This window comes from Pseudomonas sp. UBA5568 (assembly GCF_002425525.1).
In the GTDB taxonomy this organism is placed as follows: Bacteria; Pseudomonadota; Gammaproteobacteria; order Pseudomonadales; family Pseudomonadaceae; genus Aquipseudomonas; species Aquipseudomonas fulva.
Genome location: NZ_DIMK01000040.1, coordinates 1 through 26,769, shown reverse-complemented (window position 1 = coordinate 26,769; position 26,769 = coordinate 1). Strand labels below are relative to the sequence as shown.

Genomic DNA, 26,769 nt, shown 5'->3' with positions numbered 1-26,769 from the left:
CAGAAAGATGGAATTCGCTTTCTACTTCGCATCCGGGATCGCCGTGGTGTCCACCCTTCGGGTGGTGACCGGCACAAACCCCGTGCACGCCCTGCTCTACCTGATCATCTCACTGATTTCCGTGGCGATGATCTTCTTCTCCCTGGGTGCGCCGTTCGCGGGCGCCCTGGAAGTGATCGCCTATGCCGGCGCCATCATGGTGCTGTTCGTCTTCGTGGTGATGATGCTCAACCTGGGGCCGGCTTCGGTCGCCCAGGAGCGCGGCTGGCTCAAGCCCGGCATCTGGGCAGGGCCGGTGATCCTTGGCGCCCTGTTGCTGGTGGAGCTGCTGTACGTGCTGTTCGTCGCACCCAGCGGCGCTGCCATCAGCGGTACCACCGTGGGCCCGAAAGCAGTGGGTGTGAGCCTGTTCGGCCCCTACCTGCTGGTGGTCGAACTGGCGTCGATGCTGCTGCTCGCGGCAGCGGTCACCGCCTTCCACCTGGGCCGCAATGAGGCGAAGGAGTAAATCATGGGTGCTATCCCTCTCGAACATGGCCTGGCCGTCGCCGGCATCCTGTTCTGCTTAGGTCTGGTTGGCCTGATGGTCCGCCGCAACATCCTCTTCGTGCTCATGAGCCTGGAAGTCATGATGAACGCCTCTGCCCTGGCGTTCGTCGTCGCCGGTGCCCGTTGGGTCCAACCCGATGGCCAGGTGATGTTCATTCTGGTGATCAGCCTGGCAGCAGCCGAGGCCAGCATTGGCCTGGCCATCCTGCTGCAGCTGTATCGCCGCTTCCACACTCTCGACATCGATGCTGCCAGTGAGATGCGCGGATGAACCTTCTCTTCCTGACTTTCGTCTTTCCCCTTGTGGGCTTTGTGCTGCTGTCGTTCTCGCGCGGGAGGTTCTCGGAGAACCTGTCCGCCTTGATCGGCGTCGGTTCGGTTGGCCTGTCGGCGGCCACGGCCGCCTACGTGATCTGGCAATTCAACGTCGCCCCGCCTGAAGGCGGTGCGTACAGCCAGCTGCTGTGGCAGTGGATGTCGGTGGATGGTTTTGCGCCGAACTTCACCCTGTACCTCGATGGCCTGTCGGTCACCATGCTGGGCGTAGTGACAGGTGTGGGTTTCCTGATCCACTTGTTCGCGTCCTGGTACATGCGTGGCGAGACCGGCTATTCACGGTTCTTCTCGTACACCAACCTGTTCATCGCCAGCATGCTGTTCCTGATCCTGGGCGACAACCTGCTGTTCATCTACTTCGGCTGGGAAGGCGTAGGCCTGTGTTCCTACCTGTTGATCGGTTTCTACTACAGCAACCGCAACAATGGTAACGCAGCGCTCAAGGCCTTCATCGTCACCCGTATCGGCGACGTGTTCATGGCCATCGGCCTGTTCATCCTGTTCGCCCAGCTGGGCACGCTGAACGTCCAGGAACTGCTGGTGCTGGCACCGCAGAAATTCCAGGCCGGCGATACCTGGATGGTGTTGGCAACGCTGATGCTGCTCGGCGGCGCAGTGGGCAAATCCGCGCAGCTACCGCTGCAGACCTGGTTGGCGGACGCCATGGCCGGCCCGACCCCGGTGTCGGCGCTGATCCACGCGGCGACGATGGTAACGGCCGGTGTCTACCTGATTGCCCGTACCAATGGCCTGTTCCTGCTGGCGCCGGACATCCTGCACCTGGTGGGCGTGGTGGGTGGCGTTACCCTGGTGCTGGCAGGCTTCGCTGCACTGGTGCAAACCGACATCAAGCGTATCCTGGCCTACTCGACCATGAGCCAGATCGGCTATATGTTCCTGGCACTGGGCGTCGGCGCCTGGGATGCGGCGATCTTCCACTTGATGACCCACGCCTTCTTCAAGGCGCTGCTGTTCCTGGCTTCGGGCGCCGTCATCGTGGCCTGCCACCACGAGCAGAACATCTTCAAGATGGGCGGGCTGTGGAAGAAACTGCCGCTGGCCTACGCCAGCTTCGTGGTCGGTGGCGCTGCCCTGGCGGCCTTGCCGATCGTGACCGTAGGCTTCTACTCCAAGGACGAGATCCTGTGGGAAGCCTTTGCCAGCGGCAACTCCGGCCTGCTGTACGCCGGCCTGCTCGGCGCCTTCATGACCTCGCTGTACACCTTCCGCCTGATCTTCATCGCCTTCCACGGCGAAGCGAAGACCGAAGCCCACGCCGGCCACGGCATCAGCCATTGGCTGCCACTGGGCGTGCTGATCGTGCTGTCGACCTTCGTCGGCGCATGGATCACACCGCCGCTGGCTGACGTGCTGCCTCAAAGCGCAGGCCATGCCGGCGGTGAGGCCAAGCATGCTCTGGAAATCACCTCGGGCGCCATCGCCATTGCGGGTATCCTGCTCGCCGCCTTGCTGTTCCTGGGCAAGCGCAGCTTCGTCAGCGCGGTGGCCAACAGTGGCATCGGCCGCGTGCTGTCGGCCTGGTGGTTCGCGGCCTGGGGCTTCGACTGGATCTACGACAAGCTGTTCGTCAAGCCCTACCTGCTGATCAGCCACCTGCTGCGCAAAGACCCGGTTGACCGCGGTATCGGCCTGATCCCTCGTCTGGCTCGCGGTGGCCACGTGGCCATGACCAAGACCGAGACGGGCCAGCTGCGCTGGTATACCGCCTCCATCGCCATTGGCGCAGTGCTGGTACTCGGCGCTGTGGTAGTGGCCGCGGTATGACCATGAACCTTGCGAACCTTGCGACCCTGCAAAAGGAAACCAACCCGTCATGATTTTGCCTTGGCTGATCCTGATCCCCTTCATCGGCGGCTTCCTGTGCTGGCTGGGCGAGCGCTTCGGCGCTACCCTGCCGCGCTGGATCGCGCTGCTGACCATGTCCCTGTTGCTCGGCATCGGCCTGTGGCTGTGGGCTAACGGCGACTACACCCTTGCCCCGGCTCCGGGCGCCGAGCCTGCATGGGCCCTGGAATACAAAGTCCAGTGGATCCAGCGCTTCGGCATCAGCATCCACCTGGCCCTCGACGGCCTGTCGCTGCTGATGATCCTGCTCACAGGCCTGCTGGGCGTGCTGTCGGTGCTGTGCTCCTGGAAAGAGATCCAGCGCCACGTCGGCTTCTTCCACCTGAACCTGATGTGGATCCTGGGCGGTGTGGTCGGTGTGTTCCTGGCGCTGGACCTGTTCCTGTTCTTCTTCTTCTGGGAAATGATGCTGGTGCCGATGTACTTCCTCATCGCGCTCTGGGGTCATAGCTCGGCGGACGGCAAGAAGACGCGCATCTACGCGGCGACCAAGTTCTTCATCTTCACCCAGGCCAGCGGCCTGATCATGCTGGTGGCGATCCTGGGCCTGGTACTGGTCAACTACACCAACACCGGTGTGATCACGTTCAACTACAGCGACCTGCTCAAGGCCGACCTGCCGGCCGGTACCGAATACCTGCTGATGCTGGGCTTCTTCATTGCCTTTGCCGTGAAGCTGCCGGTGGTGCCGTTCCACTCCTGGTTGCCCGACGCCCACGCCCAGGCGCCGACCGCAGGTTCCGTGGACCTGGCGGGTATCCTGCTCAAGACCGCTGCTTATGGCCTGCTGCGCTTCGCCCTGCCGCTGTTCCCCAATGCATCGGCAGAGTTCGCGCCCATCGCCATGACCCTGGGCCTGATCGGCATCTTCTACGGGGCCTTCCTGGCCTTCGCCCAGACCGACATCAAGCGCCTGATCGCCTTCTCCAGCGTCTCTCACATGGGCTTCGTGCTGATCGGCATCTATTCCGGTAGCCAGCAAGCACTGCAAGGTGCGGTCATCCAGATGCTGGCTCACGGTCTGTCGGCTGCCGCGCTGTTCATCCTGTCCGGTCAGTTGTACGAGCGCCTGCACACCCGCGACATGCGCCAGATGGGCGGGCTGTGGCACCGCATCGCCTACCTGCCTGCCATCAGCCTGTTCTTCGCTGCCGCCTCCCTGGGGCTGCCAGGCACCGGCAACTTCGTGGGTGAGTTCCTGATCCTGATCGGCAGCTTCGTGCACGTGCCTTGGATCACCGTCATCGCCACTACCGGCCTGGTATTCGGCTCGGTCTACTCGCTGATCATGATTCACCGCGCCTACTTCGGCCCGAGCAAATCGGACACCGTACTGGCCGGCATGGACACCCGCGAGCTGGTCATGGTGCTGGGCCTGGCGGTACTGCTGGTGCTGCTGGGCGTGTATCCACAGCCGTTCCTCGACACCTCTGCCGCCACCATGAGTGGTGTGCAGCAGTGGCTCGGTTCCGCTTTCACTCAACTCGCTTCGGCCCGGTAAGAGCGCTATGGAATTCACCACTCAACACTTCATCGCATTGGCGCCGATGCTGATCACCACCATCACCACTGTGGTGGTGATGCTGGCGATCGCCTGGAAGCGCAATCACTCGCAGACGTTCCTGCTGTCCACCGTGGGGCTGAACCTGGCCCTGCTTTCGATCCTGCCAGCATTGAAGGTCGCGCCACTGGCGGTCACGTCGCTGATCACCATCGACAAGTTCGCCTGCCTGTACATGGCAATCATGTTGGTCGCGACCCTGGCATGCGTAACGCTCGCCCATGCCTACCTGGGCGAAGGCGCCAAGGGTTTCCCGGGCAACCGCGAAGAGCTGTACCTGCTGCTGCTGATGTCGGCACTGGGCGGGCTGGTGCTGGTCAGCGCCAACCACCTGGCGGGCCTGTTCATTGGCCTGGAGTTGCTGTCGGTACCGGTCTACGGCCTGGTGGCGTATGCGTTCTTCAACAAGCGCTCGCTTGAAGCCGGCATCAAGTACATGGTGCTGTCGGCAGCAGGTTCTGCCTTCCTGCTGTTCGGCATGGCGCTGCTGTACGCCGACGCCGGCAGCTTGACCTTCGACCAGTTGGGCAAGGCATTGGCTGCCACCAGCATGCCGAGCCTGCTGGCTCAACTGGGTCTGGGCATGATGTTGGTCGGCCTGGCGTTCAAACTGTCGCTGGTACCGTTCCACCTGTGGACGCCCGATGTGTACGAAGGTGCTCCGGCCCCGGTCGCCGCGTTCCTCGCCACGGCCAGCAAGGTTGCGGTGTTCGCGGTGGTCATCCGCCTGTTCATGCTCTCCCCTGCCGCCAGCAGCGGTGTGCTGAGCACGGTGCTTGCCATCATCGCCGTGGCGTCGATCCTGGTCGGTAACCTGCTGGCGCTGACCCAGAGCAACCTCAAGCGCCTGCTGGGTTACTCGTCCATCGCCCACTTCGGCTACCTGCTGATCGCGCTGGTGGCCAGTAAGGGCCTGGCGCTGGAGGCCATGGGCGTCTACCTGGTCACCTACGTGCTCACAAGCCTTGGGGCATTCGGTGTCATCACCTTGATGTCCTCGCCCTACGGTGGCCGCGATGCTGACGCGCTGTACGAGTACCGCGGTCTGTTCTGGCGTCGCCCCTACCTGACCGCCGTGCTGACCGTGATGATGCTGTCGCTGGCCGGTATCCCGCTCACCGCTGGTTTCATCGGCAAGTTCTACATCATTGCCACCGGTGTCGAGTCGCAGCTGTGGTGGTTGGTGGGCGCGCTGGTCATCGGTAGTGCCATCGGTGTGTACTACTACCTGCGTGTGATGGTCACCCTGTACCTGGTCGAGCCTAACCTGCGCCGTCACGACGCACCGTTGAAGTGGGAACAGCGCACCGGTGGCGTCATGCTGCTGGCTGTCGCCCTGCTCGTCTTCGTACTGGGTGTGTACCCGCAGCCGCTGCTGGACCTGGTGCAGCATGCAGGTTTGTACCTGATCGGCTAACCCGCCTGGCAATCCCAGACACCCCGCTTACGCGGGGTGTTTTTGTTTGTGCCTGGCGAATGCTGGACTCGCCCTCAGGCCTATCGGTCGCCCGATCTGGCGTGTGGGTGAAAGCGTTGGGGCAGTGTCAGCATTTTTACCCTGCTGTGGGTGATCTGGGCGCGGGTTCGTACGTCATACCGCTGTTGCCTCACTGCTGGTCGTCTGGAGCCCTACGATGCGTCGCGTTTTGTTGCTGTCCCCCCGCCTTGGCCTGCTTGGCGCCATCATTGCGAGCCCGCCTGCCTGGTCAGCAAGCCCGATCGAACTTGGCCAGGTGCTGATCACCGACCAGGCGCAAGGGGACCTGGAGGCCGCAGCGCAGCGCCTGCGCAGTGCCCCAGGTGGCACCAACCTGGTGGACATGCAAAAGGTGGGTCAAGGCCGTGTGGCCAGCAACCAGGATGTCCTTGCCTACCAGCCGGGGGTGTTCGCCCAGTCGGCGGGCAACGACGGCATCAAGTTGTCGATTCGCGGCTCCGGCCTCAACCGGGCCCCAGGCGCGCACGGCTCAGGGGTCTACACGCAGTTCGACGGCCTGCCGCTGACCGGCCCCGGGGGCACGCCCTACGAGCTGTTCGAGCCGTTGTGGCTCAACCGCGCCGAAGTGCTGCGCGGTGCCAACGGGTTTGATCAGGGATCGCTGGCGTTGGGCGGTGCCATCAATTACGTCACCCACACCGGCTACGATGCAGCGCCCCTGCACGTGCGCTATGAAGTCGGCAGCCGTGGCTATCAGCGCCGCCACATCAGCTCCGGCCAGGTACTCGGTAACCTTGACTACTACGTTGCGCTGACCGATGCGCACTACGACGGCTACCAGCAGCACAGCAGCGGCAGCGCCAAGGGCATCGCGGCCAACGTCGGCTATCGCTTCAACCCCAACCTTGAAACACGGCTGTACCTGCGCTACCGGGAAACGGAGAACGACCTGGCCGGACGTTTGACCAAAGACCAGATCAAGCATCACCCTACCTCGGCGAACCCTGCCTACCTGGCACGTGATGACAGCCGTCCGCAGCCGGGCAGTACCTGGGTTGGCAGCAAGACCACGTTCTACCTCGACGATGATGCCCGCGTCGAAGCCGGCCTGGTCTACCACGATTACCCCATGGACCTGCGCGAGGGCCCGATGCGCCTGAAGGTGGCTTACACCGACGTCAGTGGCACGCTGAACTATCAGCGGCGCGACACGGTGTTTGGCCGTGAGAGCAAGACGACCGTGGGCTGGCGCACCACCAAGCACCTGCCCAACAGCGGCGCCTCACAATTTGCGCGCAACGGCCAGGTGATCGGCACTCGGACACGTGACTTCACCTATCAAGGCTCCGATACCGTGTTGCATCTAGGTAATGACCTGGAGCTCATACCGAACCTGTGGCTGACAACCGGGCTGGCCGCTATCTATACGCGACGCGAGAGCGACGTGACCTACCCCGCCGAAGGCGGCAAGGTGTCGATGCATGATTGGGATTATGCGCCGCGCATCGGACTGCGCTACGACGCACGCCCGGACCTGCAGGTGTACGGCAACCTCAGCCGCTCGGTGGAACCGCCCCACCCATGGTCGCTGATCTGGAGCTCGCCAAGCGTGGGCGGCAAGCAGATTCAACCGATCGAAATGCAGAACCAGACAGCCACCACGCTGGAAGTAGGTGCGCGCGGCGAGTCGGCATTCGGGCGGTGGGACCTTGCCTGGTACTACGCCCAAGTACGCCACGAACTGCTCGCGGTCGAGGTGGTGCCGAACTTCACCTCGGAATTCAATGCCAGCGCCACGGTGCACCAGGGCGTGGAGGCCGGGCTGGACAGCACGCTCTGGGAGCAGTCAGGCCTGGGTCGCCTGAGCCTGCGTCAGGCCTACACCTTCAGTGACTTCCATTACCGCGACGACGAAAGGTTCGGCGACAACCGCCTGCCGGGCATCCCCATGCACTACTATCAGGCCGAGTTGCGCTTCGACTGGCCCAGCGGCTTCTACGCCGGGATCAACACGCAGATGGCGTCCAAGGTGCAAGTGGACTATGCCAACAGCTACCATGCCGACGATTACGCCACCCTCGGCGCCCGTCTCGGTTGGGACTCGCCGCAGCGTGACTGGCAGACCTGGCTGGATCTACGCAACCTGACCAACAAGCGCTACGCAGCGACCGTAACCCCAGGCTTCAATGACGCAGGGCGGGACATTGCCCGCTCCACTCCGGGCGAAGGCGCTGCGGTCTATGCGGGAGTGTCCTACACATTCCGCTGACTGCCACGATCGGGCAGCCCTTGGCTGACAAACATTGCGCGGGCCGACTGGCCCGCACAATGTGGCGCCGCTCAGGCCACGGTCATACAGAGCGATTCAGCTTCACCCAAGACGCGAACTTGTCGATGAAGCCTTGCAAAAACGGCCGGGTCTTGTCGTTGAGTTTGCCTGCCTCGTCGAACAGGCTGGCAGCGCCGCCAATGTAGGCCTCCGGCATCTGCATGCATGGCATGTCCAGGAACACCAGGGACTGGCGCACTGAATGGTTGGCACCGAAGCCGCCGATCGCACCTGGCGACACACTCGCCACGGCTGCCGGCTTGCCGCCCCACGCGCTTTGCCCGTAAGGCCTTGAACCCACATCGATGGCATTCTTCAGGCAGCCTGGCATGGTCCGGTTGTACTCCGGCGTGACGAAGAGCACCGCATCGCTGCCCTTGATGTCGTTCCGAAAGCGTGTCCAGGCAGCTGGCGGGGCATCGGTTTCCAGGTCTTCGTTGTACAGGGGTAAGTCGCCGATCTCGACGATCTTCAGTGCCAGGCTCGACGGGGCCAGCTCAGACAGCGCGCGGGCCACCTTGCGGTTATAGGAATCCTTGCGCAGGCTACCGACGACGACGGCAACCGAATAGACCTGGGTCATGGCAATCTCCAACTTCATGTTTTCAGGGACGATGTAGTTATAGATGACCGTTTTGCGTTGCTTTGGTTTTTTTTCCCGGCCGCGAAAACTTCCCCTGCCCTTGGAAGGTCTACTGCTACAGACATTTCCTACGCAATTCAGAGGGTTCCACCCAAATGGCAGCAGTAATGGTCGGCCAATTCCATGCCCGCGACGCCGAAGGCCGTATCTATCCCGTGCACGAGTTTCAGGAATCTACCCTGCAACACGACGGCAGCACGACCGGCGCACCTATCACCACCTACCGCCTTGCCATCGGCGATCGCGTCAACTACCTGGGTGAAAATCGATTCGAGCTTGCCCGCACCGGTGTCGAAATCATCCGTATCCCATGACACGAAGAGGCACTGGCCTGTTACTGCTCGATGAGGGTGAGACCGCTTGCGGTCTTGATTGACCAGCAGCAGGCCGTCGCTTTTTTAGTCCGCTGACCGCTCAGCCAGTGCCTGCCAGAGCGATGGGCCGCCAGCGGACTTGGCAATCGCTGCAAGGCGTTCGGCATGAGCTTCGAGCTCATCCGGTGCGGCCAGAATGACCCGGCCGGGCGCGCGACCGCTGATGCGACGAATGTCAGCTCCTCCGCTACCCTGCCCGTTTTCGTCCGAATCGCTGCCATGCCCTGCCAACGAGAGGCTGGTCTGCCCCCCGGTCATTGCCAGGTAGACATCCGCCAGCAGCTCGGCGTCGAGCAACGCGCCGTGCAGTTCGCGCCCCGAGTTGTCGATATCGTAGCGTTTGCACAAGGCATCCAGGCTGTTGCGTTGCCCCGGATGACGCGCCCGCGCCAGCAACAAGGTGTCGAGAATGGTGCAGTGCTGGGACAGGTCAGCACGGTCCTGCTGGCCCAGCAGCGCGAACTCGTTGTTGATGAACCCGACGTCGAATGCCGCGTTGTGGATGACCAGCGTAGCGCCCTGGATGAACGCGAAGAACTCCTCGGCGACGTCGCCGAAGCGCGGCTTGCCAATCAGGAAGGCGTCAGTGATGCCGTGGACGTTGATCGCGCCCTCGTCACTTTCGCGGTCAGGCTGCAAGTAGACGTGGAAATGCCTGCCTGTCAGGCGCCTGCCGACCACCTCGACGCAGCCAATCTCGATGATGCGGTGCCCCTCGCTGACCGGCATACCCGTGGTTTCGGTATCGAGGATAACGAACCGCTTGTCTTGCTGTTGCTCCACTTGGGGGACTCCAACTTGCATCGTTTACAAAGGTGCGCAGTATAACAGCAGGGCGAGCGCTGAGCCCCCTTCGCCCCTGGCATCGGGTTCAGCGCGTCACGCCCGGGCGCGCACTTCGTCCACGCCACGGTTGGCCAGCTGGTCCGCACGCTCGTTGCCGGGGTGGCCAATGTGGCCGCGGACCCATTTCCAGGTCACCTTGTGGCGGTTGACCTGTTCGTCGAGCAACTGCCACAGGTCGGCATTCTTCACAGGTTCCTTGGCCGCGGTTTTCCAGCCACGCTTTTTCCAGTTGACCATCCATTCGTTGATGCCTTTCATCACGTACTGCGAGTCAGTCGTCAGCACGACCTCGCATTCACGCTTGAGCGCCATCAGCCCCTGGATGGCGGCCATTAACTCCATGCGGTTGTTGGTGGTCTCGCGCTCGCCCCCCCACAACTCTTTTTCAACGCCTTTGAAAATCATCAGCACACCCCAGCCGCCGGGGCCAGGATTGCCCTTGCAGGCACCATCGGTAAACATTTCGACGCTATCGCTCATGTACCACTCGTATTCACTGCTTATCGGGATCGGGGGTCGCCGAGGTGCGGTTGACCTTGGCCAATGGCAACGGCAGCAACTTGCCCATCGGCTCGCGACGCTGGGGCCGCAGCGGCCGCAGGCCCACGACCATCTTGCGCGCCACCAGCACATAGACACCGCCGCCAGCGCTTTGCCACCCGCCCGCCATGCGCTCCCACCCTTCCAGGCGCTGCTGCCAGGCAGGCGAAGCAAGCGGCGGACGATAGCACCCGAAGCGGCGTTTCTCCAAGGCAAAGCCCAGCAGGTTGAGCCAGTCACCCAGTCGCGAAGGCGAGATGCAGCGGGCCTTGCGCAAAGCGCCACGGCTAAACAGGTGACGCACCCCCCAACTGCTCCACGGATTGATTCCGACGATCAGCAGATGACCGCCTGGGCGCACGGCGCTGGCGGCCTCACGCAGCAGCCCGTGGGGCGACAGGCTGAAATCCAGCCCATGTTGCAACACCACCACATCGGCCGCGTGCTCGCTCAACGGCCAGGCCTGTTCCTCGCAGACGATCTCCACCCCCGGCAGCGGCGCGCCGAGGCGCACGTTGCGCTGGACCTTCGGCGCACTGGGTGGGGCGTCGGCGCAGGGGCCATAGTGCACCAGGTAGCCACCGAAGAAGCGACCCAGCTCTTCCTCCAGCAGCTTCTGTTCTTCTTGCAGCATCAATTGGCCGAGCGGGCCCTGAAACCACTCACGGGCCAGGCTGATCAGCTTGATCCAGTCCGGGTCGGCCTGGGCAAAGGCTTGGTCGGTCATTGTGCAATTCCTCGAAAGGTTCTCCCACCGCGCCATCGCGGCTAAGATGCCTTCATGTGCCAAGCAAGGCGAATCGGATTCCCACCATGATACAGATCGAAGCGTTGCCCGCTTTCTCGGACAATTACATCTGGTTGTTACAGGATACTGCCAAACGCCGCTGCGCGGTGGTCGACCCTGGCGATGCCGGCCCGGTGGAACGGTGGCTTGCCGCGCATCCTGGTTGGCAGCTTACCGACATGCTCATCACTCACCATCACAACGACCATGTAGGCGGTGTGGCGCGGCTCAAGGCGTTGACGGGCGCGCAAGTGCACGGCCCAGCCAACGAGGATATCCCTTGCAGGGATGTGGCACTGGACGATGGCGACCAGGTCACAGTGCTGGGTGAGGTCTATGAGGTGCTTGCCGTGCCGGGCCATACACTGGGGCACATCGCGTTCTTCAACGCTGGCGCGGCCACGCCTGTACTGCTCAGTGGCGATACCCTGTTCGCAGCCGGATGCGGACGCATGTTCGAGGGCACTGCCGAGCAGATGCAACCGGCCCTGGCACGCCTGGCAGCCCTGCCAGCCGAGACCCAGGTCTACTGCGCACATGAATACACCTTGAGCAATTTGCGTTTTGCCAAGGCCGTGGAACCTGACAATGAAGATGTAGTGAAGCGCTTCGAAACGGTCTCCCGGCTGCGTGCGCAAGACTGCATCACACTGCCCTCCACCATTGGTCTGGAACGGCTGACAAACCCCTTCCTGCGCACCGCTGAAACATCTGTTAAACAAAAAGCAGACGAATGGAAGGGACATTCCAACACCTCGCATGTCGCTGTTTTTGCTGCCTTGAGGTCTTGGAAAGACAGCTTCTGATAACCCCAAGATATATCGCAAGTGGCGGTCAAAGGTTGACCCGGTCCGGAGCGGTTCCTAGAATCGCCGAAATTTTTTGCCCGGATACCTGTGCCCGCCGATGTCTTCCCGAAGCCGCAGAACCTCTCATTCCGTCGCGCTGACGCGCCTGGCCCAGGTCAGTGCGCTCGCTCTGGCCGCCACCTTGGTGGGTTGCCAGAGCACCCATCAGCTCGACGAAGCCGATAGCGTCCGTGCGCACAGCCAGCAAGCGCGAATCAAACCAAGGCCGGCGCCATTGCTGGTCAAGCCGGTCGAGCAAGCGCCTCGGGATGTCTGGGAACGCATGCGCCAGGGCTTCGTGCTCCAGGAGTACCGCGACGTCAACCCGCGCATCGATCAACAGCGCCTGTGGTTTGCCAGCAACCCCACGTTCATCGAAAGCGCCGGGGAGCGCGGCAGTCTCTACCTGCACTACATCGTCGAACGCCTCGAGGAGCGCGGCATGCCGCTGGAGCTGGCCCTGCTGCCGGCGATCGAGAGCGCCTACAACCCCATGGCGTACTCCCGCGCCAGTGCAGCCGGCATGTGGCAGTTCATGCCAGCCACCGGTCGACACTTCAACCTGCGCCAGACCAACTTCTATGACGGCCGTCGGGATGTCACCGCCTCGACCAACGCCGCGCTCGACTACCTGACCCGCCTGCACGACATGTTCAACGGCGACTGGCTGCTGGCACTGGCGGCCTACAATGCTGGCGAAGGCACGGTCAGCCGCGCGATGGAGCGCAACGAGAAGCTGGGCTTGCCCACCGACTACTGGAACCTGCCACTGCCTCAGGAAACCCGCGACTACGTGCCCAAGCTGCTGGCCTTGTCACAGGTGGTCTCCACACCTGAAGCCTACGGCGTGAACCTGACGCCGATCGCCAATGAGCCCTACTTCGAGGCCGTCGCGATCAACGACCGGCTCGACCTGACGCGGGTGGCCGCTTTCGCCGACATCGACGAAGACGAACTCATCCAGCTGAACCCAGCCTTCAAGAAGCGCATGACGGTCGATGGCCCGAAGCAGTTGCTGGTGCCCACGGCCAAGGCGCAGTTGCTCTCTGCCAGCCTCTCCAACCTCAACCCCGAGCAGTTGGTCACCCTGCAGCCACCCAAGGCCGCTTTCGCTCGCGCCGTGGCCGAAGCCCAGGCGCCTGTGGCCGCGCGCAGCTACAAGGTCAGGCGTGGTGACAACCTGGGGACCATCGCCAAGGCCAACCGTGTATCCATTGCGGACATCAAGCGCTGGAACCGCCTGTCGGGCAGCAGCCTGCGCGCCGGCCAGGTGCTAGCCTTGCGCGGCGGCAAAGCCTCCAGTGGCGCCGCTAACCGGGTCGCCAGCTCGGCAAAACGCACAACCCAATACAAGGTGCGCAAGGGCGATTCGCTGTATCTGGTGGCCAAACGCTTCAATGTCGAGATGACCCACCTCAAGCGCTGGAATCCGCGCAGTGGCCATGCGCTCAAACCCGGCCAGACCCTGACCGTCTACGTCGGCCACTGACCCCAGGCGGCAAGCGGACACCTGTGCGTGCGCGTACCTGTGTTTTCTTGCCGTTTGGCGCTTGCTGCGCCAGTGCAAACTGTTACTGTAGCCCGATCAAAGCCCAATGCCTTTGGATCGGATGCCGACTTGATACGTCCCCTCCTTCTTACACTCAGCCTGGCCTTGAGCTTTCCCGCAGTCGCAACCGTGAGCGAAAGCCACGGTTACGCGCAGTTCGGCACGCTCAAGTACCCGGCCTCGTTCACCCATTTCGACTGGGTCAACCCGCAAGCCCCCAAAGGTGGCACGTTGCGGGCGATGGCCTTCGGTACGTTCGACACGCTCAACCCCTATACCTTCAAGGGTACGAGCCCGGTGAGCACGCCCAACTTTCAACAGTATGGGGTCAATGAACTCAACGAGACCCTCATGGTGGGTACCGGCCAGTACGACCCCTCGGGCGATGAGCCGACCTCCAGTTACGGGTTGATTGCCCGCTCGGTCGAATACAGCCAGGACCGCAGCTGGGTAGTGTTCAACCTGCGCCCGCAAGCCCGCTGGCACGATGGCAAGCCCATCACGTCGGCAGACGTGGCCTTCTCCTTCCGCACACTGCTCAAGGAAGGTCATCCGCTTTACCGGACCAACCTGCAGGAAGTGCAGCGGGTGGACATTCTCGGGCCGCTGCGTATTCGCTTCGTGTTCAAGCGAGCCGGCAACCCGTTATTGATCCTGCGCCTTGGGGAAATGCCCGTCCTGCCCCAGCATTACTGGCGTACGCGCGACTTCAAGGCCACTACCTTCGAACCCCCGCTGGGCAGTGGGCCTTACCGGGTGACCCAGGTACAGCCAGGCCGGCGCCTGGTGTTCGAGCGCGTCAAAAACTACTGGGGCAAAGACCTGGCGGTGAATCGAGGCAAGTACAACTTCGACCGTGTCGAGTACGAGTTCTACCGCGACTCCACCGTTGCCTTCGAAGCCTTCAAGGCAGGTGAGTTCGACATCTACATCGAGCATCAGGCCAAGAACTGGGCCAACGGCTACACGTTCCCCGCCGTGCGACGCGGCGAGGTGATCAAGGCGCAGATCCCCCACCGCATCCCTACCCAGACCCAGGGCCTGTTCATGAACAGCCGTCGCGCCACCTTCAGCGATCCACGGGTGCGCCAGGCACTGGGCTTGATGTTCGATTTCGAGTGGACCAACCGTGCCCTGTTCAGCAGCGCCTACCGGCGCTCGACCAGTTATTACCCCAATAGCGAGTTCGCGGCCGCTGGCCTGCCCCAAGGCAAGGAATGGTTGTTGCTGGCCCCGTTTCGCGACCAGCTCGCGGCCAAGCTGTTCACTGAACCCTACCAGGTCAGCCGTACGGACGGGCGCGGGATTGACCGGCAGACGTTGCGCAAGGCCCTGGCTTTGCTGGCTGAGGCCGGGTGGACACTCAAGGGCCAGCGTCTGGTCGACAGCAAGGGCCAACCGCTGCGCATGGAAGTGCTACTGGTAAACCCCAACCTGGAACGCATCCTGCAGCCGTATGTCGAAAACCTCTCCAGCATCGGTGTAGACGCGCGCTTGCGAACCGTGGACCGCGCTCAGTACAAACAGCGACTGGACCAGTTTGACTTCGACATGATTCTGATGACCCTGAACCAGACCCTGAGCCCGGGCCTCGAGCAATGGCTGTACTTCCATTCAAGCCAGGCGGCCATCAAGGGCAGCAAGAACTACGCCGGGGTCGACGACCCCGTGGTCGATCACCTGCTAGACACCTTGCTGGCGGCGCGCACTCGCGATGATCAGGTCGCAGCGGCGCGAGCGCTGGACCGCGTGCTCTCATGGCAGCACTACATGATTCCCAACTGGTACCTCGACAATCACCGCCTGGCCTACCGCAATCGGTTCGGCTTCGTCACCACGCCGCCCTATACCCTCGGGCTGAACAGCTGGTGGATCAAGACTTCGGAGAAAGCCCAATGACGCCCACGCATTCCTTGCGCCGGCTGGCTGGCAGCCTGTTGCTGGCCTGCCTGAGCCTTCCCTCGCTGGCAGCGCCGCAGCACGCACTCACGCTGTACGACGAGCCGCCCAAGTACCCGGCGGATTTCAAGCACTTCGACTACGTGAACCCGGACGCCCCCAAGGGCGGCACCTTCCGCCAGTCCAGCTTTGGCGGGTTCGACAGCCTCAACCCCTTCATCAACAAAGGGGTATCTGCCGAAAACATCAGCATCATCTACGACACCTTGATGCGCCAGAGCCTGGACGAGCCTTTCACCGAGTACGGCCTGGTCGCTCGACAGATCGAGAAGGCGCCTGACAACAGCTGGGTGCGCTTCTACCTGCGCCCCGAGGCGCGGTTCCACGATGGCCATCCCATGCGTGCCGAAGACGTGGTGTTCACCTTCAATGCGCTGATGAAGGACGGTGCTCCCCTGTACCGCCAATACTATGCGGACGTGGCCGAGGTGGTCGCCGAAGACCCGCTCAAGGTCGTGTTCAAGTTCAAGCACAAGGGCAACCGTGAACTGCCGCTGATCCTCGGCCAGTTGCCCGTGCTGCCCAAGCACTGGTACGCCCAGCGCGACTTCAACCGCGGCAATCTGGAAATCCCACTGGGCAGCGGCCCGTACAAGGTGGCCGAGGTCAAGGCCGGGCGTTCGGTCCGTTATGAGCGGGTCAAGGACTACTGGGCCAAGGACTTGCCCATCAACCGTGGCTTCTACAATTTCGACGCCATGACCTTCGACGCCTACCGCGACACCACGGTCGCGTTGGAGGCACTGAAGGCGGGCGCCTTCGATTATGCGCTGGAAGTCAGCGCCAAGAACTGGGCCACGGCTTACAACGTGCCTGCTGTGCGCGACGGCCGCCTGATCAAGGAGGAGCTGCCCAATGGCAACCCCACAGGCATGCAGGGCTTCATCTTCAACATTCGCCGGCCGGTATTCCAGGATATCCGCGTGCGCAAGGCGCTGAGCCTGCTGCTGGACTATGAATGGACCAACAAGCAGCTGTTCAACGGCGCCTACACACGCACCGGCAGTTACTTCGAGAACTCCGAGATGGCGGCCCGCGGCCTACCCGGCCCTGGCGAACTTCAAATCCTCGAACCGGTGCGCAGCCAGGTGCCAGAACAGGTCTTCACCCAGGCCTTCCATAACCCGGTCAGCGACGGCAGCGGCATGATCCGGGAGCAGCAGCGCCAAGCCTACAAGTTGCTGCAGGAGGCGGGCTGGAAAATCGTCGACGACAAGATGGTCGACACCAACGGCCAGCCGGTCAGCATCGAGTTCCTGCTCGCCCAGACCGAGTTCGAACGCATTTTGCTGCCGTTCAAGCGCAACCTCGCGGACCTGGGTATCGAACTCAACATCCGCCGGGTCGATGTGTCCCAGTACATCACCCGCCTGCGCTCGCGCGATTACGACATGATCGTGGGCGGCTACCCCCAGTCCAACTCTCCTGGCAACGAACAGAGGGAATTCTGGTCCAGCGCGGCCGCCGACAACCCCGGGAGCCGCAATTTCATCGGCCTGCGTGACCCCGCCATCGACCAACTGGTCGATGGCCTGATCAACGCCGAGTCGCGTCAGAGCCTGATCGACCACTGCCGTGCCCTGGACCGGGTATTGCTGTGGGGCTACTACGTGATCCCGAACTGGCACATCAAGACCTGGCGCGTGGCCTATTGGAACCACATCGGTCACCCCAAGGTTTCGCCCAAGTACGACATCGGCATCGACACCTGGTGGATCAAGCCCGGCTCAACGCCCAAGGCAACCCAGGCCACTGCTGGCGAGGCCAACTGACATGCTGGCCTATATCCTGCGGCGACTGCTGCTGATCATCCCTACACTGTTCGGCATCCTGATCATCAACTTCATCATCGTCCAGGCCGCACCTGGCGGGCCGGTGGAACAGATGATCGCCAAGCTCGAAGGCTTCGAAGGCGCCACCAGCCGGATCGCAGGTGGCGGTGCCGAGGTGTCGGTGGCCGGCTCCAACTACCGGGGTGCACAGGGCCTGGACCCTGCGCTGGTGGCGGAGATCGAGCGCATGTACGGCTTCGACAAATCGCCGCCCGAACGCCTGTGGATCATGATCAAGAACTACGCCCAGCTGGATTTTGGCGACAGTTTCTTCCGTGACGCCAAGGTCATCGACCTGATTCTGGAGAAGATGCCCGTATCGATCTCACTGGGGCTGTGGAGCACGCTGATCATGTACCTGATCTCGATCCCCCTGGGGATCGCCAAGGCGGTTCGCCACGGCAGTCACTTCGATGTGTGGACCAGCTCGGCGATCATCGTGGGCTATGCCATCCCGGCGTTCCTGTTCGCCATCTTGCTGATCGTCCTGTTCGCCGGCGGCAGCTACTTCGACTGGTTCCCACTGCGCGGCCTGACCTCCAACGACTTCGATGAGCTGAGCACCACAGGCAAGGTCCTCGATTATTTCTGGCACCTGGTGTTGCCGATCACGGCCTTGGTGATCGGCAACTTCGCCACCATGACGCTGCTGACCAAGAACAGCTTTCTCGACGAGATCAACAAGCAGTATGTGGTCACCGCCAAGGCCAAGGGCCTGAGCCGGTCGCGGGTGCTGTATGGCCACGTGTTCCGTAATGCCATGCTGCTGGTGATCGCCGGCTTTCCTTCGGCCTTCATCGGCATCTTCTTCACAGGCTCGCTGCTGATCGAGGTGATCTTCAGCCTCGACGGGCTGGGCCTGATGAGTTTCGAAGCGGCCATCAACCGCGATTACCCGGTGGTCTTCGGCACCCTGTTCATCTTCACCCTCCTGGGGCTGGTGGTGAAACTGATCGGCGACCTGACCTACACCCTGGTCGATCCACGTATCGACTTTGCCAGCCGGGAGCACTGACATGGCCTTGTCCCCCCTGAACCGTCGTCGCTTCGAGCGTTTCAAGGCCAACCGCCGTGGCTGGTGGTCGCTGTGGCTGTTCCTGATCCTGTTCGGGTTGAGCCTGGGCGCCGAGCTCATCGCCAATGACAAGCCCATTGCCGTGCATTACGACGGCCAGTGGTACTTCCCTGCCTTCAAGCGCTACCCGGAAACCACCTTTGGCGGTGAGTTCCCGCTGGAAGCCAACTACAAAAGCCCCTACGTGCGTGACCTGCTGGCCAAGAAAGACAGCTTCGTGCTGTGGGCGCCCATACCCTTCAGCTACCAGAGCATCAACTACGACCTGCGCGTACCCGCCCCCGCCCCGCCCTCATCCGACAACTGGCTGGGCACCGATGATCAAGGGCGCGACGTGCTGGCACGGGTAATCTACGGGTTTCGCATTTCGGTACTGTTCGCCCTGACCCTGACCGTGCTCAGCTCGATCATCGGCGTGATCGCCGGTGCCTTGCAGGGTTTCTATGGTGGCTGGGTAGACCTGGCCGGGCAACGCTTCCTGGAAATCTGGTCCGGCCTGCCGGTGCTTTACCTGCTGATCATCCTGGCCAGCTTCGTGCAGCCCAATTTCTGGTGGTTGCTGGGCATCATGCTGTTGTTTTCCTGGATGAGCCTGGTGGACGTGGTCCGCGCCGAATTCCTGCGCGGACGCAACCTTGAGTACGTGCGCGCCGCGCGCGCTCTGGGCATGCGCAACGGCGCGATCATGTACCGGCATATCCTGCCCAATGCCATGATCTCGACCATGACGTTCATGCCGTTCATTCTCACCGGCGCGATCGGCACGCTGACCGCGTTGGACTTCCTCGGCTTCGGCCTGCCTCCGGGGGCCCCGTCGCTCGGTGAGTTGGTTGCGCAGGGCAAATCCAACCTGCAGGCGCCGTGGCTTGGCATCAGCGCGTTCGCCGTGCTGGCCGTGATGCTGAGCCTGCTGGTATTCATCGGCGAGTCCGCCCGCGACGCCTTCGACCCGAGGAAGTGACATGAGCGAAGAAAACCTGATCGAAGTGCGCGACCTGGCCGTCGAGTTCGTGAGTGGCGAGCACACCAACCGGGTGGTCGACGGCATCAGCTTCGACATCCGCAAGGGTGAAACGCTGGCGATCGTCGGAGAAAGCGGTTCGGGCAAGTCGGTGACTGCCCACTCGATCCTGCGCTTGCTGCCCTATCCCCTGGCGCGTCATCCCAGTGGCACCATCCGCTACCAAGGCAAGGACTTGCTGCAGCAGAACGAAAAGAGCATGCAGCGCATTCGCGGCGACCGCATCGCGATGATTTTCCAGGAGCCGATGACCTCGCTCAATCCGCTGCACTGCATCGAAAAGCAGATCAACGAGATCCTGCTCATCCACAAGGGGCTGACCGGCAAGCAGGCCACCGCTCGCACCCTTGAGTTGCTGGAGATGGTGGGTATCCCAGAGCCGCGCAAGCGCCTCAAGGCGCTACCCCACGAGCTCTCGGGCGGCCAACGCCAACGTGTGATGATCGCCATGGCGTTGGCCAACGAGCCAGAACTGCTGATTGCAGATGAACCGACCACCGCGCTGGACGTGACCGTACAGCTCAAGGTGCTCGACCTGCTCAAGGCGCTGCAGGCGCGCCTGGGCATGGCCCTGTTGTTGATCAGCCACGACCTGAATTTGGTACGGCGAATCGCGCACCGGGTGTGCGTGATGCAGCAGGGGCAGATCGTCGAACAAGCCGACTGCGCCACGCTGTTCGATGCCCCACAGCACCCGTATACGCAGATGCTGATCAACGCCGAGCCCAGCGGTTTGCCGGCTCACAACACACCCGGCTCGCCACTGCTGGCGGTGGACGACCTGAAAGTGTGGTTCCCGATCAAGAAAGGCTTGCTGCGCCGCACCGTTGACCACGTGAAAGCCGTGGACGGTATCAATTTCAGCCTGCCCCAGGGGCAGACCTTGGGCATTGTGGGCGAGTCGGGCTCAGGCAAGTCGACCCTGGGCCTGGCGATCCTGCGCTTGATCGGCAGCCAAGGCGGCATCCGCTTCCACGGCAAGGACCTGCAAGGGCTGAACCAGCAAGCCGTGCGTCCGCTGCGCCGGGAAATGCAGGTGGTATTCCAGGACCCGTTCGGCAGCCTCAGCCCCCGCATGAGCGTGGCCGAGATCGTGGGCGAAGGCCTGCGCATCCACCGTATCGGGACTGCCCAGGAACAGGAAGCAGCCATCATCGCAGCACTGCAGGAGGTCGGGCTGGACCCACAGACGCGCCATCGCTACCCCCATGAGTTCTCAGGCGGGCAGCGCCAGCGCATCGCGATCGCCAGGGCCCTGGTGCTCAAGCCGGCGCTGATCCTGCTGGACGAACCCACCTCCGCGCTGGACCGGACGGTGCAGCGCCAGGTGGTTGAGCTGCTGCGCAACCTGCAGCAAAAATACAACCTCACCTACTTGTTCATCAGTCACGACCTGGCGGTGGTCAAGGCCCTGAGCCATCAGCTGATGGTGATCAAGCAAGGTCATGTGGTCGAGCAAGGGGATGCTCAGGCCATCTTTCAGGACCCGCAGCACCCCTACACCCAGCAACTGCTGGAGGCGGCGTTCTTGCAGCCTGAGGGCCGCTGACACCCACGGCGCGTTAGTCATGTCCCGGTCCGACGCGCTCATCCACAGGGCGCGTCGGGTTGGCACGCTGTCAGGCGGCGGCGGGCGTTCTACACAGCGTCTGGCGGCGCCCGGTGACGGGCATCAGTTGCAGGATCGCCCACACTACCTCCATCACCAAGATGCCCCAGATCAGCGCCGAGCCGCCGTGCATCAGCGCATACAGCTGCCAGCTACTGAACAGCACGCGACCGGCCGCATCATAACGACCGAACCGCACATGAGGATGACGTATGCGCAGCCACGCCCACACGCAGACGATCGAGCCCATGAGGTTGGCCATCAACATGTGCATCGGCTCGAACACCGGCAGTTCACCGTGAAGCCCCAGGGAGGCGTGCATATTACCCAGCCAGCCGTGCAACCAGACAAATGTCCATGGGGTCGCAAAACCGATGGTCATCAGCAAATCGTAATAACCAGTGATACGCACCAGCTTGCGGTAGTGGGGCTTGCTCCACATCGTCTTACACCTTCCTCAAGTAAAGAAGGCCCCAGGCTAGAGCCTGGAGTATGCTCCAGGGTCAAGCACCCTTAGAAGGAAATTACCGTGCGAATTGGTCGACTTGCCGCCTGCTGCGAGGTCAGCCGCGATACCCTGCGGTTCTATGAGGCCAAGGGTTTGATCAAGGCCCAGCGCTCGGCCAACGGTTATCGGGACTATGCCGATGACACCGTGCAGTTGGTCGCCTTCATCCGTACGGCGCAGCACCTTGGGTTCAGCCTCAGCGAAATTGGCAGCAACGTGCAGCAGTTGTGGAGCGCAACCGAACCGGCACAAGCCGTTGAAGCACTGTTGCGCGATAAACTGGCGCTTATCGAGCAGCGCATGGCCGACCTGCAGGCACTGCGTGCATCCTTGCTGCACCGCCTGGACCTGGCCTGCCCCCTGCGCCCGAACCTACAGGATGCTAACGCAGGTCCTTGCTGACCCGCTCGACAGCGCCGACCACGCGCTTGGCACCTTCCTGGATACTGCTGATCACATGCCCCGCATGGTCAGCGAGTTGCAGGCCGTTGGCTGCCTCGGCACGGCTGCTTTGCACTTCGCCCACGGCCTGGGTCACCAACGCCTGATTTCGTGCCACCACCGCGTCGATTTCCGCCGTGGCTGCGCTGGTGCGACCGGCCAGTTTGCGTACTTCGTCAGCGACCACAGCAAAGCCACGCCCCTGATCACCTGCTCGCGCCGCCTCGATGGCCGCATTGAGCGCCAGCAGATTGGTTTGCGATGCAATGGCGCCAATGGTCTGGACGATGGCGCTGATCACCGTCGATTGCTGGCCGAGCGCGCTGATGGTATCGCCAGCCGACTGCAGTTGACGCGCGACCCCCTGCATGGACTGCCCCACTTCCTGCATGACCACGACCCCTTCACTGGCGCTGCCATCGGTTTGCAGCGACACTTCAAGCGCCACCTGCGCTGCTTGCTTGACTGCCTCTTCACGCTGCACCTGGTCGGTCACCAAGGAAGCGAACTTGACCACCCTCACCAGCTTGCCGCTGGCATCGCTGACCGGGTTATAGCTGGCCTCGAGCCAGACCTCATGCCCGTGGCGGTCCAGGCGCTTGAAACGCCCGGTCACGTAGCGACCTGCGTTGAGCGTGCGCCAAAAATTGCTATAGGCCTCGCCTTTGACCTCATCAGGGCTGCAGAACATGCGGTGATGGTGTCCCACCACTTCGTCCAGGCGGTAACCCAACGCCGTCAGGAAATTGGAGTTGGCGGACACCACCTTGCCCTCAAGGTCGAACTGGATGATGGCGCTGGAGCGCAACAGGGCCTCCAGCAGCGCCTGGCTTTCCTGCGCCGGAGCGGCCAGCCAGTTTCCGAGTGGCTGCCCTACCACCTCTTCGGGCGAAACGCCCAAGGCAGTGGCGAACGCCGAACTGCATTCGAGGGCGCGACGTTGTGCATCAAGGCGCAGGAATGCGCCGCTTTCCAAGACGTCGAGGCGCTGGCGAAGCGCGGCCAGTTCGGTTTCGCGGGCGGCCAAGGTAGCTTTGAGTTGCCGATTGAACATAGGGGTCACCTGAGGGTGGGGTGCGTCAGCACCAGCGTCTTGTCACCGCTTACGTGTGACAGATCAGTCATTACTTGTACAGCCCCACGACACGGTCCAATGGAGTGCCTGGAGTCTGATCGTTACGTCCCTGATGCCGTTTCGACTAGAAGATACGGTGGTCGTTCCTATAGAAGGGCTTAATAAGTGTGATTGGCCGAAGCCAGTAGTCAGTCTGGGATGCCATCATTAAGGCATCGTATTTCTTGTACAGGAAATAATCGGTGTACATGATCGATACGCAGGCCTTCGCTCCACGCCGTAGACGCACTGCTTATGGGATTATCAGAAAAACTGAAGACAATCGTCTTTCCTCATCGCTCAGAACGGGCATTAATGGCGTCAGTCCCCTTCATGACCCGGTACGACCCCATGCCTGCACACCTTCATGATGCTGCCACCGCCCTTCGCCACATCGCAGAACGTGTGAGCCTGCCTGCGCCCTGTCTGGCACCCTCCCAGGCGCTTGCAATGCTTTGGGAGCATTACGGCCTGCGGGGTGACATACAGCCGCTTGGCAGTCAGCAGGATCTGAATGTGCTCATGGATACTGGCCAGGCCCAGTTCGTGCTCAAGGCGTGTCACGCCAGCTATGCCGAGCCCGAGTTGCATGCCCAGCATGCTGCGCTGGGCGTGCTGCGGGACCGGGGCTTGCCGGTGCCTTCGGTGCTTGCCGCAAAGGATGGCGATACCCTGCTGACACTGCCTATCGATGGGCAGGTGCTGAGGGTCCGGGTTTTGGAGTACTTGCAAGGACAACCCCTGACCCGATGCGGATGGCTTCCCGCCCCCGTGATGAGGGCGATGGGCACGCTCTGCGCGCAGGTCGACAGGGCCCTGGCCGATTTCGACCACGAGGGTCTAGAGCGAACGCTGCAGTGGGACCCCAGGCATGCCCCGGCATTGATTGACCGCCTGCTGTCACAGGTAGACGACCCCAGGCAACGCGAACGGCTGAGCGAGGCAGCACGCGCCGCGGCCTTGCGCCTGTCCCCCTTGATGGAGCAATTGCCCATCCAGGCCGTGCACCTGGACATCACCGATGACAATACCGTCTGGGCTCGCGATGCGCAGCGCGAGTGGCAACTGCAGGGGCTCATCGATTTCGGCGACTTGGTTCGCACCTGGCGCGTTGCCGACCTGTCGGTGACCTGCGCAGCCCTGCTGCATCATGCCGAAGGGGACCCCTTCAGGGTGCTCGCCGCAGTCAGTGCCTATCAGGCGGTCAATCCGCTGACCGAGGCAGAACTACGCGCGTTGTGGCCCTTGGTGCTCAACCGTGCAATTGTGCTGGTGCTCAGTAGTGCTCAACAGCAGGCCATCGACCCTGGTAACCAGTACATCCGCGATAACGCCGCCCACGAATGGCAGATTTTCGAGACTGCGCAGGCGACACCGCTGGCACTGATGGAAGTCGCCATTTTACAGGCAGCTGGCTTGGCGTCTTGTGTACCCAGCTTCGATGATTGCGCACCGCTGCTCCCTACCGTGGCTGGCCGCCCTGTCGCCCGCCTGGACTTGGGTGTACTGAGCGTGCACTGCGACGCCGGCAACTGGGAAGTGCCAGGGTTCGACCAGCGTCTGCTGGCAGCCCAGTCAGCGCCAGCATGCACGTTGCATGAGCAGTATCGCCTGTCTCAAACGCACATCGATCGCAGCGAAGAACCGGCAACCTGTGCGTTGGGCGTGGAGCTGAAACTGGAACCGGGCACGGTCGTGCAGGCGCCGCAGGACGGCACATGGCGGTCGGTGGGTGAACAGAGCGGATATCTGCGCACCCCCTCATGGAACCTGTGGATCGATGGCTTGGCCCACGCCCCCGTCGACGGCCAACGGTTGCAAAAAGGTGATGCATTGGGCAAAAGCGGCGAGAGGCTCAGCGTTCAGCTGTGCCTGGACAGCAGCCTGGAACCGCCATTCTTCGCGGTGCCCTCCCAGGCGCCAGCATGGCTGGCCCTGTGTCCTTCCCCTGCGGGCTTACTGGGTGTGGACTGCAACGCCGACGCCCTGCCAGATCCCCACGCGTTGCTGGCTCGGCGCGAGGCCAGTTTTGCCCGGTCGCAAAAGCACTATTACGCCGACCCACCACAGATCGAGCGTGGCTGGCGCAACTACCTGATCGATCTGCACGGTCGCTCGTACCTGGACATGCTCAACAACGTGGCCGTCCTGGGGCACGGTCATCCGCGCATGGCGGCCGAGTCGGCGCGGCAGTGGTCGCTGCTCAACACCAATTCGCGTTTTCACTACGCCGCCGTCACCGAATTTTCCGAACGCCTGCTGGCCCTGGCGCCCGACGGTTTCGACCGCGTGTTCATGGTCAACAGCGGTACCGAAGCCAATGACCTGGCTATCCGCCTGGCATGGGCCTACAGCGGTGGCCGCGACATGCTCAGCGTGCTGGAGGCCTACCATGGCTGGTCGGTGGCGACGGATGCAATCTCCACGTCCATCGCCGACAACCCGCAGGCCCTGGAAACTCGCCCCGCCTGGGTGCACCCGGTAGAAGCCCCCAACACGTTCCGCGGCCGTTTCCGAGGCGCGGACAGCGCCGCTGACTACCTGCGCGACGTCGATGCTCGCCTGGCCGAACTCGATACGAACGGGCGCCAGCTGGCCGGGATCATCTGCGAGCCTGTGTATGGCAATGCCGGCGGCATCGCTTTACCGCCGGGCTACCTGCAAGCGGCCTATGCCAAGGTGCGTGCACGCGGCGGGGTGTGCATCGCCGACGAAGTGCAGGTGGGCTATGGCCGTCTAGGAGAGCATTTCTGGGGTTTCGAAGAGCAAGGCGTGGTGCCGGATATCATCACCATGGCCAAGGGTATGGGCAATGGCCAGCCGCTGGGGGTAGTGATCACTCGTCGCGACATCGCCGAGGCGCTGGAGGCTGAGGGGTACTTCTTCTCCTCTGCCGGCGGTAGCCCGGTCAGTTGCCGCATTGGCATGGCGGTGCTGGATGTGTTGCAGCAGGAGGGCCTGTGGGACAATGCCCGCGAAACCGGGCGCTATTTCAAGGCCCAGCTTCAAGCGCTGGTCGACAAGCACCCATTGGCAGGCGCGGCGCATGGTTCGGGCTTTTATCTGGGGCTGGAACTGGTGCGCGACCGGGATACGCTGGAACCTGCGACCGAGGAAACCCGGGTGCTGTGTGATCGCCTGCGCGAGCTGGGGATTTTCATGCAGCCGACGGGCGATTACCTGAACATCCTGAAGATCAAACCGCCGATGTGCACCACGCGGGCGAGTGTGGATTATTTTGTCGACTGCATTGATCGGGTGCTTTCGCAGGGGGTGTGAAGTTTCGGTGTTTGAGCAATCTCATGAGACGACTGGGGTCGCTACGCGACCCATCGCGGCCGGTCCGACGCCCCGGCGAGGCCGCTCCCACACGGGCTGTATATAGGGGCGAGAGCAATGCACGACGGGAAGTTCTTAGGCTCTGGTAACAAAACCAGTCATAGCAGACGCAAATACTTAAAATCAAATAATAGCAACCAACAGCACTGAGATTCATCCATCAGCCAAACTGCCAAACTGCCATACTGCTGTTGCTGTTGCTGTT

21 protein-coding genes and 2 pseudogenes are annotated in these 26,769 nt (G+C 62.4%); 16 read left to right on the top strand and 7 right to left on the bottom strand.

Annotated features, from left to right (window positions below):
* The first annotated feature begins 7 nt into the window (after nt 1-7).
* From nuoJ to B2S33_RS12530, 6 genes are all read left to right on the top strand, one after another.
* Entirely contained in the window at nt 8-508 is a 501-nt protein-coding gene (gene nuoJ, locus B2S33_RS12555) for an NADH-quinone oxidoreductase subunit J (RefSeq protein WP_023534783.1), read from the top strand.
* Nucleotides 509-511: 3 nt separating this feature from the next.
* Nucleotides 512-820: an NADH-quinone oxidoreductase subunit NuoK gene (gene nuoK, locus B2S33_RS12550; RefSeq protein WP_003251446.1), complete on the top strand. Its 309-nt coding sequence runs from the start codon at nt 512-514 to the stop codon at nt 818-820.
* Nucleotides 817-2,670 (top strand): NADH-quinone oxidoreductase subunit L, encoded by a 1,854-nt coding sequence (gene nuoL / locus B2S33_RS12545; protein WP_027916255.1) that lies wholly within the window; start codon nt 817-819, stop codon nt 2,668-2,670. Before nuoK ends, nuoL begins: the two co-directional genes overlap by 4 nt.
* Before the next feature lie 49 nt (nt 2,671-2,719).
* Nucleotides 2,720-4,252, top strand: coding sequence for an NADH-quinone oxidoreductase subunit M (gene nuoM, locus B2S33_RS12540; RefSeq protein WP_023534786.1), 1,533 nt, complete (start codon nt 2,720-2,722; stop codon nt 4,250-4,252).
* 7 nt (nt 4,253-4,259) lie between these two features.
* Complete coding sequence (gene nuoN, locus B2S33_RS12535) at nt 4,260-5,729, top strand: NADH-quinone oxidoreductase subunit NuoN (RefSeq protein WP_023534778.1); 1,470 nt, start codon at nt 4,260-4,262, stop codon at nt 5,727-5,729.
* A 217-nt stretch (nt 5,730-5,946) separates the two neighbouring features.
* Nucleotides 5,947-8,019 carry a TonB-dependent receptor family protein gene (locus tag B2S33_RS12530; protein WP_104926364.1) on the top strand — a complete coding sequence of 691 codons (2,073 nt, stop codon included), beginning with the start codon at nt 5,947-5,949 and terminating at the stop codon, nt 8,017-8,019.
* A gap of 82 nt (nt 8,020-8,101) precedes the next feature.
* Here B2S33_RS12530 and B2S33_RS12525 read toward each other — a convergent pair whose 3' ends face one another.
* Entirely contained in the window at nt 8,102-8,662 is a 561-nt protein-coding gene (locus B2S33_RS12525; protein ID WP_049695689.1) for an NADPH-dependent FMN reductase, read from the bottom strand.
* Between the two features lie 155 nt (nt 8,663-8,817).
* Here B2S33_RS12525 and B2S33_RS12520 point away from each other — a divergent pair, with 155 nt between their 5' ends.
* The gene (locus B2S33_RS12520; protein WP_027916257.1) at nt 8,818-9,036 is read left to right on the top strand and encodes a hypothetical protein; all 219 of its coding nucleotides are present in this window, start codon (nt 8,818-8,820) and stop codon (nt 9,034-9,036) included.
* 84 nt (nt 9,037-9,120) lie between these two features.
* Here B2S33_RS12520 and dnaQ read toward each other — a convergent pair whose 3' ends face one another.
* From dnaQ to B2S33_RS12505, 3 genes are all read right to left on the bottom strand, one after another.
* Entirely contained in the window at nt 9,121-9,825 is a 705-nt protein-coding gene (dnaQ, locus tag B2S33_RS12515; protein WP_371259685.1) for a DNA polymerase III subunit epsilon, read from the bottom strand.
* A 150-nt stretch (nt 9,826-9,975) separates the two neighbouring features.
* Complete coding sequence (rnhA, locus tag B2S33_RS12510) at nt 9,976-10,422, bottom strand: ribonuclease HI (protein ID WP_023534768.1); 447 nt, start codon at nt 10,420-10,422, stop codon at nt 9,976-9,978.
* A 13-nt stretch (nt 10,423-10,435) separates the two neighbouring features.
* Complete coding sequence (locus tag B2S33_RS12505) at nt 10,436-11,209, bottom strand: class I SAM-dependent methyltransferase (RefSeq protein ID WP_027916259.1); 774 nt, start codon at nt 11,207-11,209, stop codon at nt 10,436-10,438.
* An 86-nt stretch (nt 11,210-11,295) separates the two neighbouring features.
* Between B2S33_RS12505 and gloB the strand changes: the two genes are divergently transcribed.
* From gloB to B2S33_RS12470, 7 genes are all read left to right on the top strand, one after another.
* Nucleotides 11,296-12,075 carry a hydroxyacylglutathione hydrolase gene (gene gloB, locus B2S33_RS12500; RefSeq protein WP_288650389.1) on the top strand — a complete coding sequence of 260 codons (780 nt, stop codon included), beginning with the start codon at nt 11,296-11,298 and terminating at the stop codon, nt 12,073-12,075.
* 100 nt (nt 12,076-12,175) lie between these two features.
* Complete coding sequence (locus B2S33_RS12495) at nt 12,176-13,606, top strand: lytic transglycosylase domain-containing protein (protein ID WP_027916261.1); 1,431 nt, start codon at nt 12,176-12,178, stop codon at nt 13,604-13,606.
* A gap of 129 nt (nt 13,607-13,735) precedes the next feature.
* Nucleotides 13,736-15,565, top strand: coding sequence for an extracellular solute-binding protein (locus B2S33_RS12490; RefSeq protein ID WP_081783924.1), 1,830 nt, complete (start codon nt 13,736-13,738; stop codon nt 15,563-15,565).
* Nucleotides 15,562-17,397: an extracellular solute-binding protein gene (locus B2S33_RS12485; RefSeq protein ID WP_028686578.1), complete on the top strand. Its 1,836-nt coding sequence runs from the start codon at nt 15,562-15,564 to the stop codon at nt 17,395-17,397. The genes B2S33_RS12490 and B2S33_RS12485 overlap by 4 nt, the downstream gene beginning before the upstream one ends.
* Nucleotide 17,398: 1 nt before the next feature.
* On the top strand, nt 17,399-18,472 hold the full coding sequence (locus B2S33_RS12480) for a microcin C ABC transporter permease YejB (protein WP_288650387.1): 1,074 nt from the start codon (nt 17,399-17,401) through the stop codon (nt 18,470-18,472).
* A 1-nt stretch (nt 18,473) separates the two neighbouring features.
* Nucleotides 18,474-19,493 (top strand): ABC transporter permease, encoded by a 1,020-nt coding sequence (locus B2S33_RS12475; RefSeq protein WP_023534824.1) that lies wholly within the window; start codon nt 18,474-18,476, stop codon nt 19,491-19,493.
* A 1-nt stretch (nt 19,494) separates the two neighbouring features.
* Nucleotides 19,495-21,102, top strand: a complete 1,608-nt coding sequence (locus B2S33_RS12470) for an ABC transporter ATP-binding protein (protein ID WP_288650386.1) — start codon at nt 19,495-19,497, stop codon at nt 21,100-21,102.
* Between the two features lie 70 nt (nt 21,103-21,172).
* Here the strand turns inward: B2S33_RS12470 and B2S33_RS12465 are convergent, their stop codons facing one another.
* Nucleotides 21,173-21,604: a hypothetical protein gene (locus B2S33_RS12465; RefSeq protein ID WP_288650385.1), complete on the bottom strand. Its 432-nt coding sequence runs from the start codon at nt 21,602-21,604 to the stop codon at nt 21,173-21,175.
* An 87-nt stretch (nt 21,605-21,691) separates the two neighbouring features.
* On the opposite strand from B2S33_RS12465, the gene B2S33_RS12460 reads away from it, so the two are divergent.
* On the top strand, nt 21,692-22,072 hold the full coding sequence (locus tag B2S33_RS12460; RefSeq protein ID WP_027916267.1) for a MerR family DNA-binding protein: 381 nt from the start codon (nt 21,692-21,694) through the stop codon (nt 22,070-22,072).
* Here B2S33_RS12460 and B2S33_RS21600 read toward each other — a convergent pair.
* Both B2S33_RS21600 and B2S33_RS21595 read right to left on the bottom strand, forming a co-directional pair.
* Nucleotides 22,053-22,484 (bottom strand): annotated as a pseudogene (locus B2S33_RS21600) (methyl-accepting chemotaxis protein); the annotation flags it as partial. The gene B2S33_RS12460 and the pseudogene B2S33_RS21600 overlap by 20 nt on opposite strands.
* Before the next feature lie 105 nt (nt 22,485-22,589).
* A pseudogene (locus tag B2S33_RS21595) lies at nt 22,590-23,165 on the bottom strand (PAS domain S-box protein); the annotation flags it as partial.
* A gap of 411 nt (nt 23,166-23,576) precedes the next feature.
* Here B2S33_RS21595 and B2S33_RS12450 point away from each other — a divergent pair.
* Complete coding sequence (locus tag B2S33_RS12450) at nt 23,577-26,504, top strand: aminotransferase (protein WP_288650383.1); 2,928 nt, start codon at nt 23,577-23,579, stop codon at nt 26,502-26,504.
* Nucleotides 26,505-26,769: the final 265 nt, after the last annotated feature.

Bases quoted from the DNA above. Each gene is read 5' to 3' on its own strand.
- nuoJ (WP_023534783.1), top strand. From the start codon at position 8: ATGGAATTCGCTTTCTACTTCGCATCCGGGATCGCCGTGGTGTCCACC.
- nuoK (WP_003251446.1), top strand. From the start codon at position 512: ATGGGTGCTATCCCTCTCGAACATGGCCTGGCCGTCGCCGGCATCCTG.
- nuoL (WP_027916255.1), top strand. From the start codon at position 817: ATGAACCTTCTCTTCCTGACTTTCGTCTTTCCCCTTGTGGGCTTTGTG.
- nuoM (WP_023534786.1), top strand. From the start codon at position 2,720: ATGATTTTGCCTTGGCTGATCCTGATCCCCTTCATCGGCGGCTTCCTG.
- nuoN (WP_023534778.1), top strand. From the start codon at position 4,260: ATGGAATTCACCACTCAACACTTCATCGCATTGGCGCCGATGCTGATC.
- B2S33_RS12530 (WP_104926364.1), top strand. From the start codon at position 5,947: ATGCGTCGCGTTTTGTTGCTGTCCCCCCGCCTTGGCCTGCTTGGCGCC.
- B2S33_RS12525 (WP_049695689.1), bottom strand. From the start codon at position 8,662: ATGACCCAGGTCTATTCGGTTGCCGTCGTCGTCGGTAGCCTGCGCAAG.
- B2S33_RS12520 (WP_027916257.1), top strand. From the start codon at position 8,818: ATGGCAGCAGTAATGGTCGGCCAATTCCATGCCCGCGACGCCGAAGGC.
- dnaQ (WP_371259685.1), bottom strand. From the start codon at position 9,825: ATGCCGGTCAGCGAGGGGCACCGCATCATCGAGATTGGCTGCGTCGAG.
- rnhA (WP_023534768.1), bottom strand. From the start codon at position 10,422: ATGAGCGATAGCGTCGAAATGTTTACCGATGGTGCCTGCAAGGGCAAT.
- B2S33_RS12505 (WP_027916259.1), bottom strand. From the start codon at position 11,209: ATGACCGACCAAGCCTTTGCCCAGGCCGACCCGGACTGGATCAAGCTG.
- gloB (WP_288650389.1), top strand. From the start codon at position 11,296: ATGATACAGATCGAAGCGTTGCCCGCTTTCTCGGACAATTACATCTGG.
- B2S33_RS12495 (WP_027916261.1), top strand. From the start codon at position 12,176: ATGTCTTCCCGAAGCCGCAGAACCTCTCATTCCGTCGCGCTGACGCGC.
- B2S33_RS12485 (WP_028686578.1), top strand. From the start codon at position 15,562: ATGACGCCCACGCATTCCTTGCGCCGGCTGGCTGGCAGCCTGTTGCTG.
- B2S33_RS12480 (WP_288650387.1), top strand. From the start codon at position 17,399: ATGCTGGCCTATATCCTGCGGCGACTGCTGCTGATCATCCCTACACTG.
- B2S33_RS12475 (WP_023534824.1), top strand. From the start codon at position 18,474: ATGGCCTTGTCCCCCCTGAACCGTCGTCGCTTCGAGCGTTTCAAGGCC.
- B2S33_RS12470 (WP_288650386.1), top strand. From the start codon at position 19,495: ATGAGCGAAGAAAACCTGATCGAAGTGCGCGACCTGGCCGTCGAGTTC.
- B2S33_RS12465 (WP_288650385.1), bottom strand. From the start codon at position 21,604: ATGTGGAGCAAGCCCCACTACCGCAAGCTGGTGCGTATCACTGGTTAT.
- B2S33_RS12450 (WP_288650383.1), top strand. From the start codon at position 23,577: ATGCCTGCACACCTTCATGATGCTGCCACCGCCCTTCGCCACATCGCA.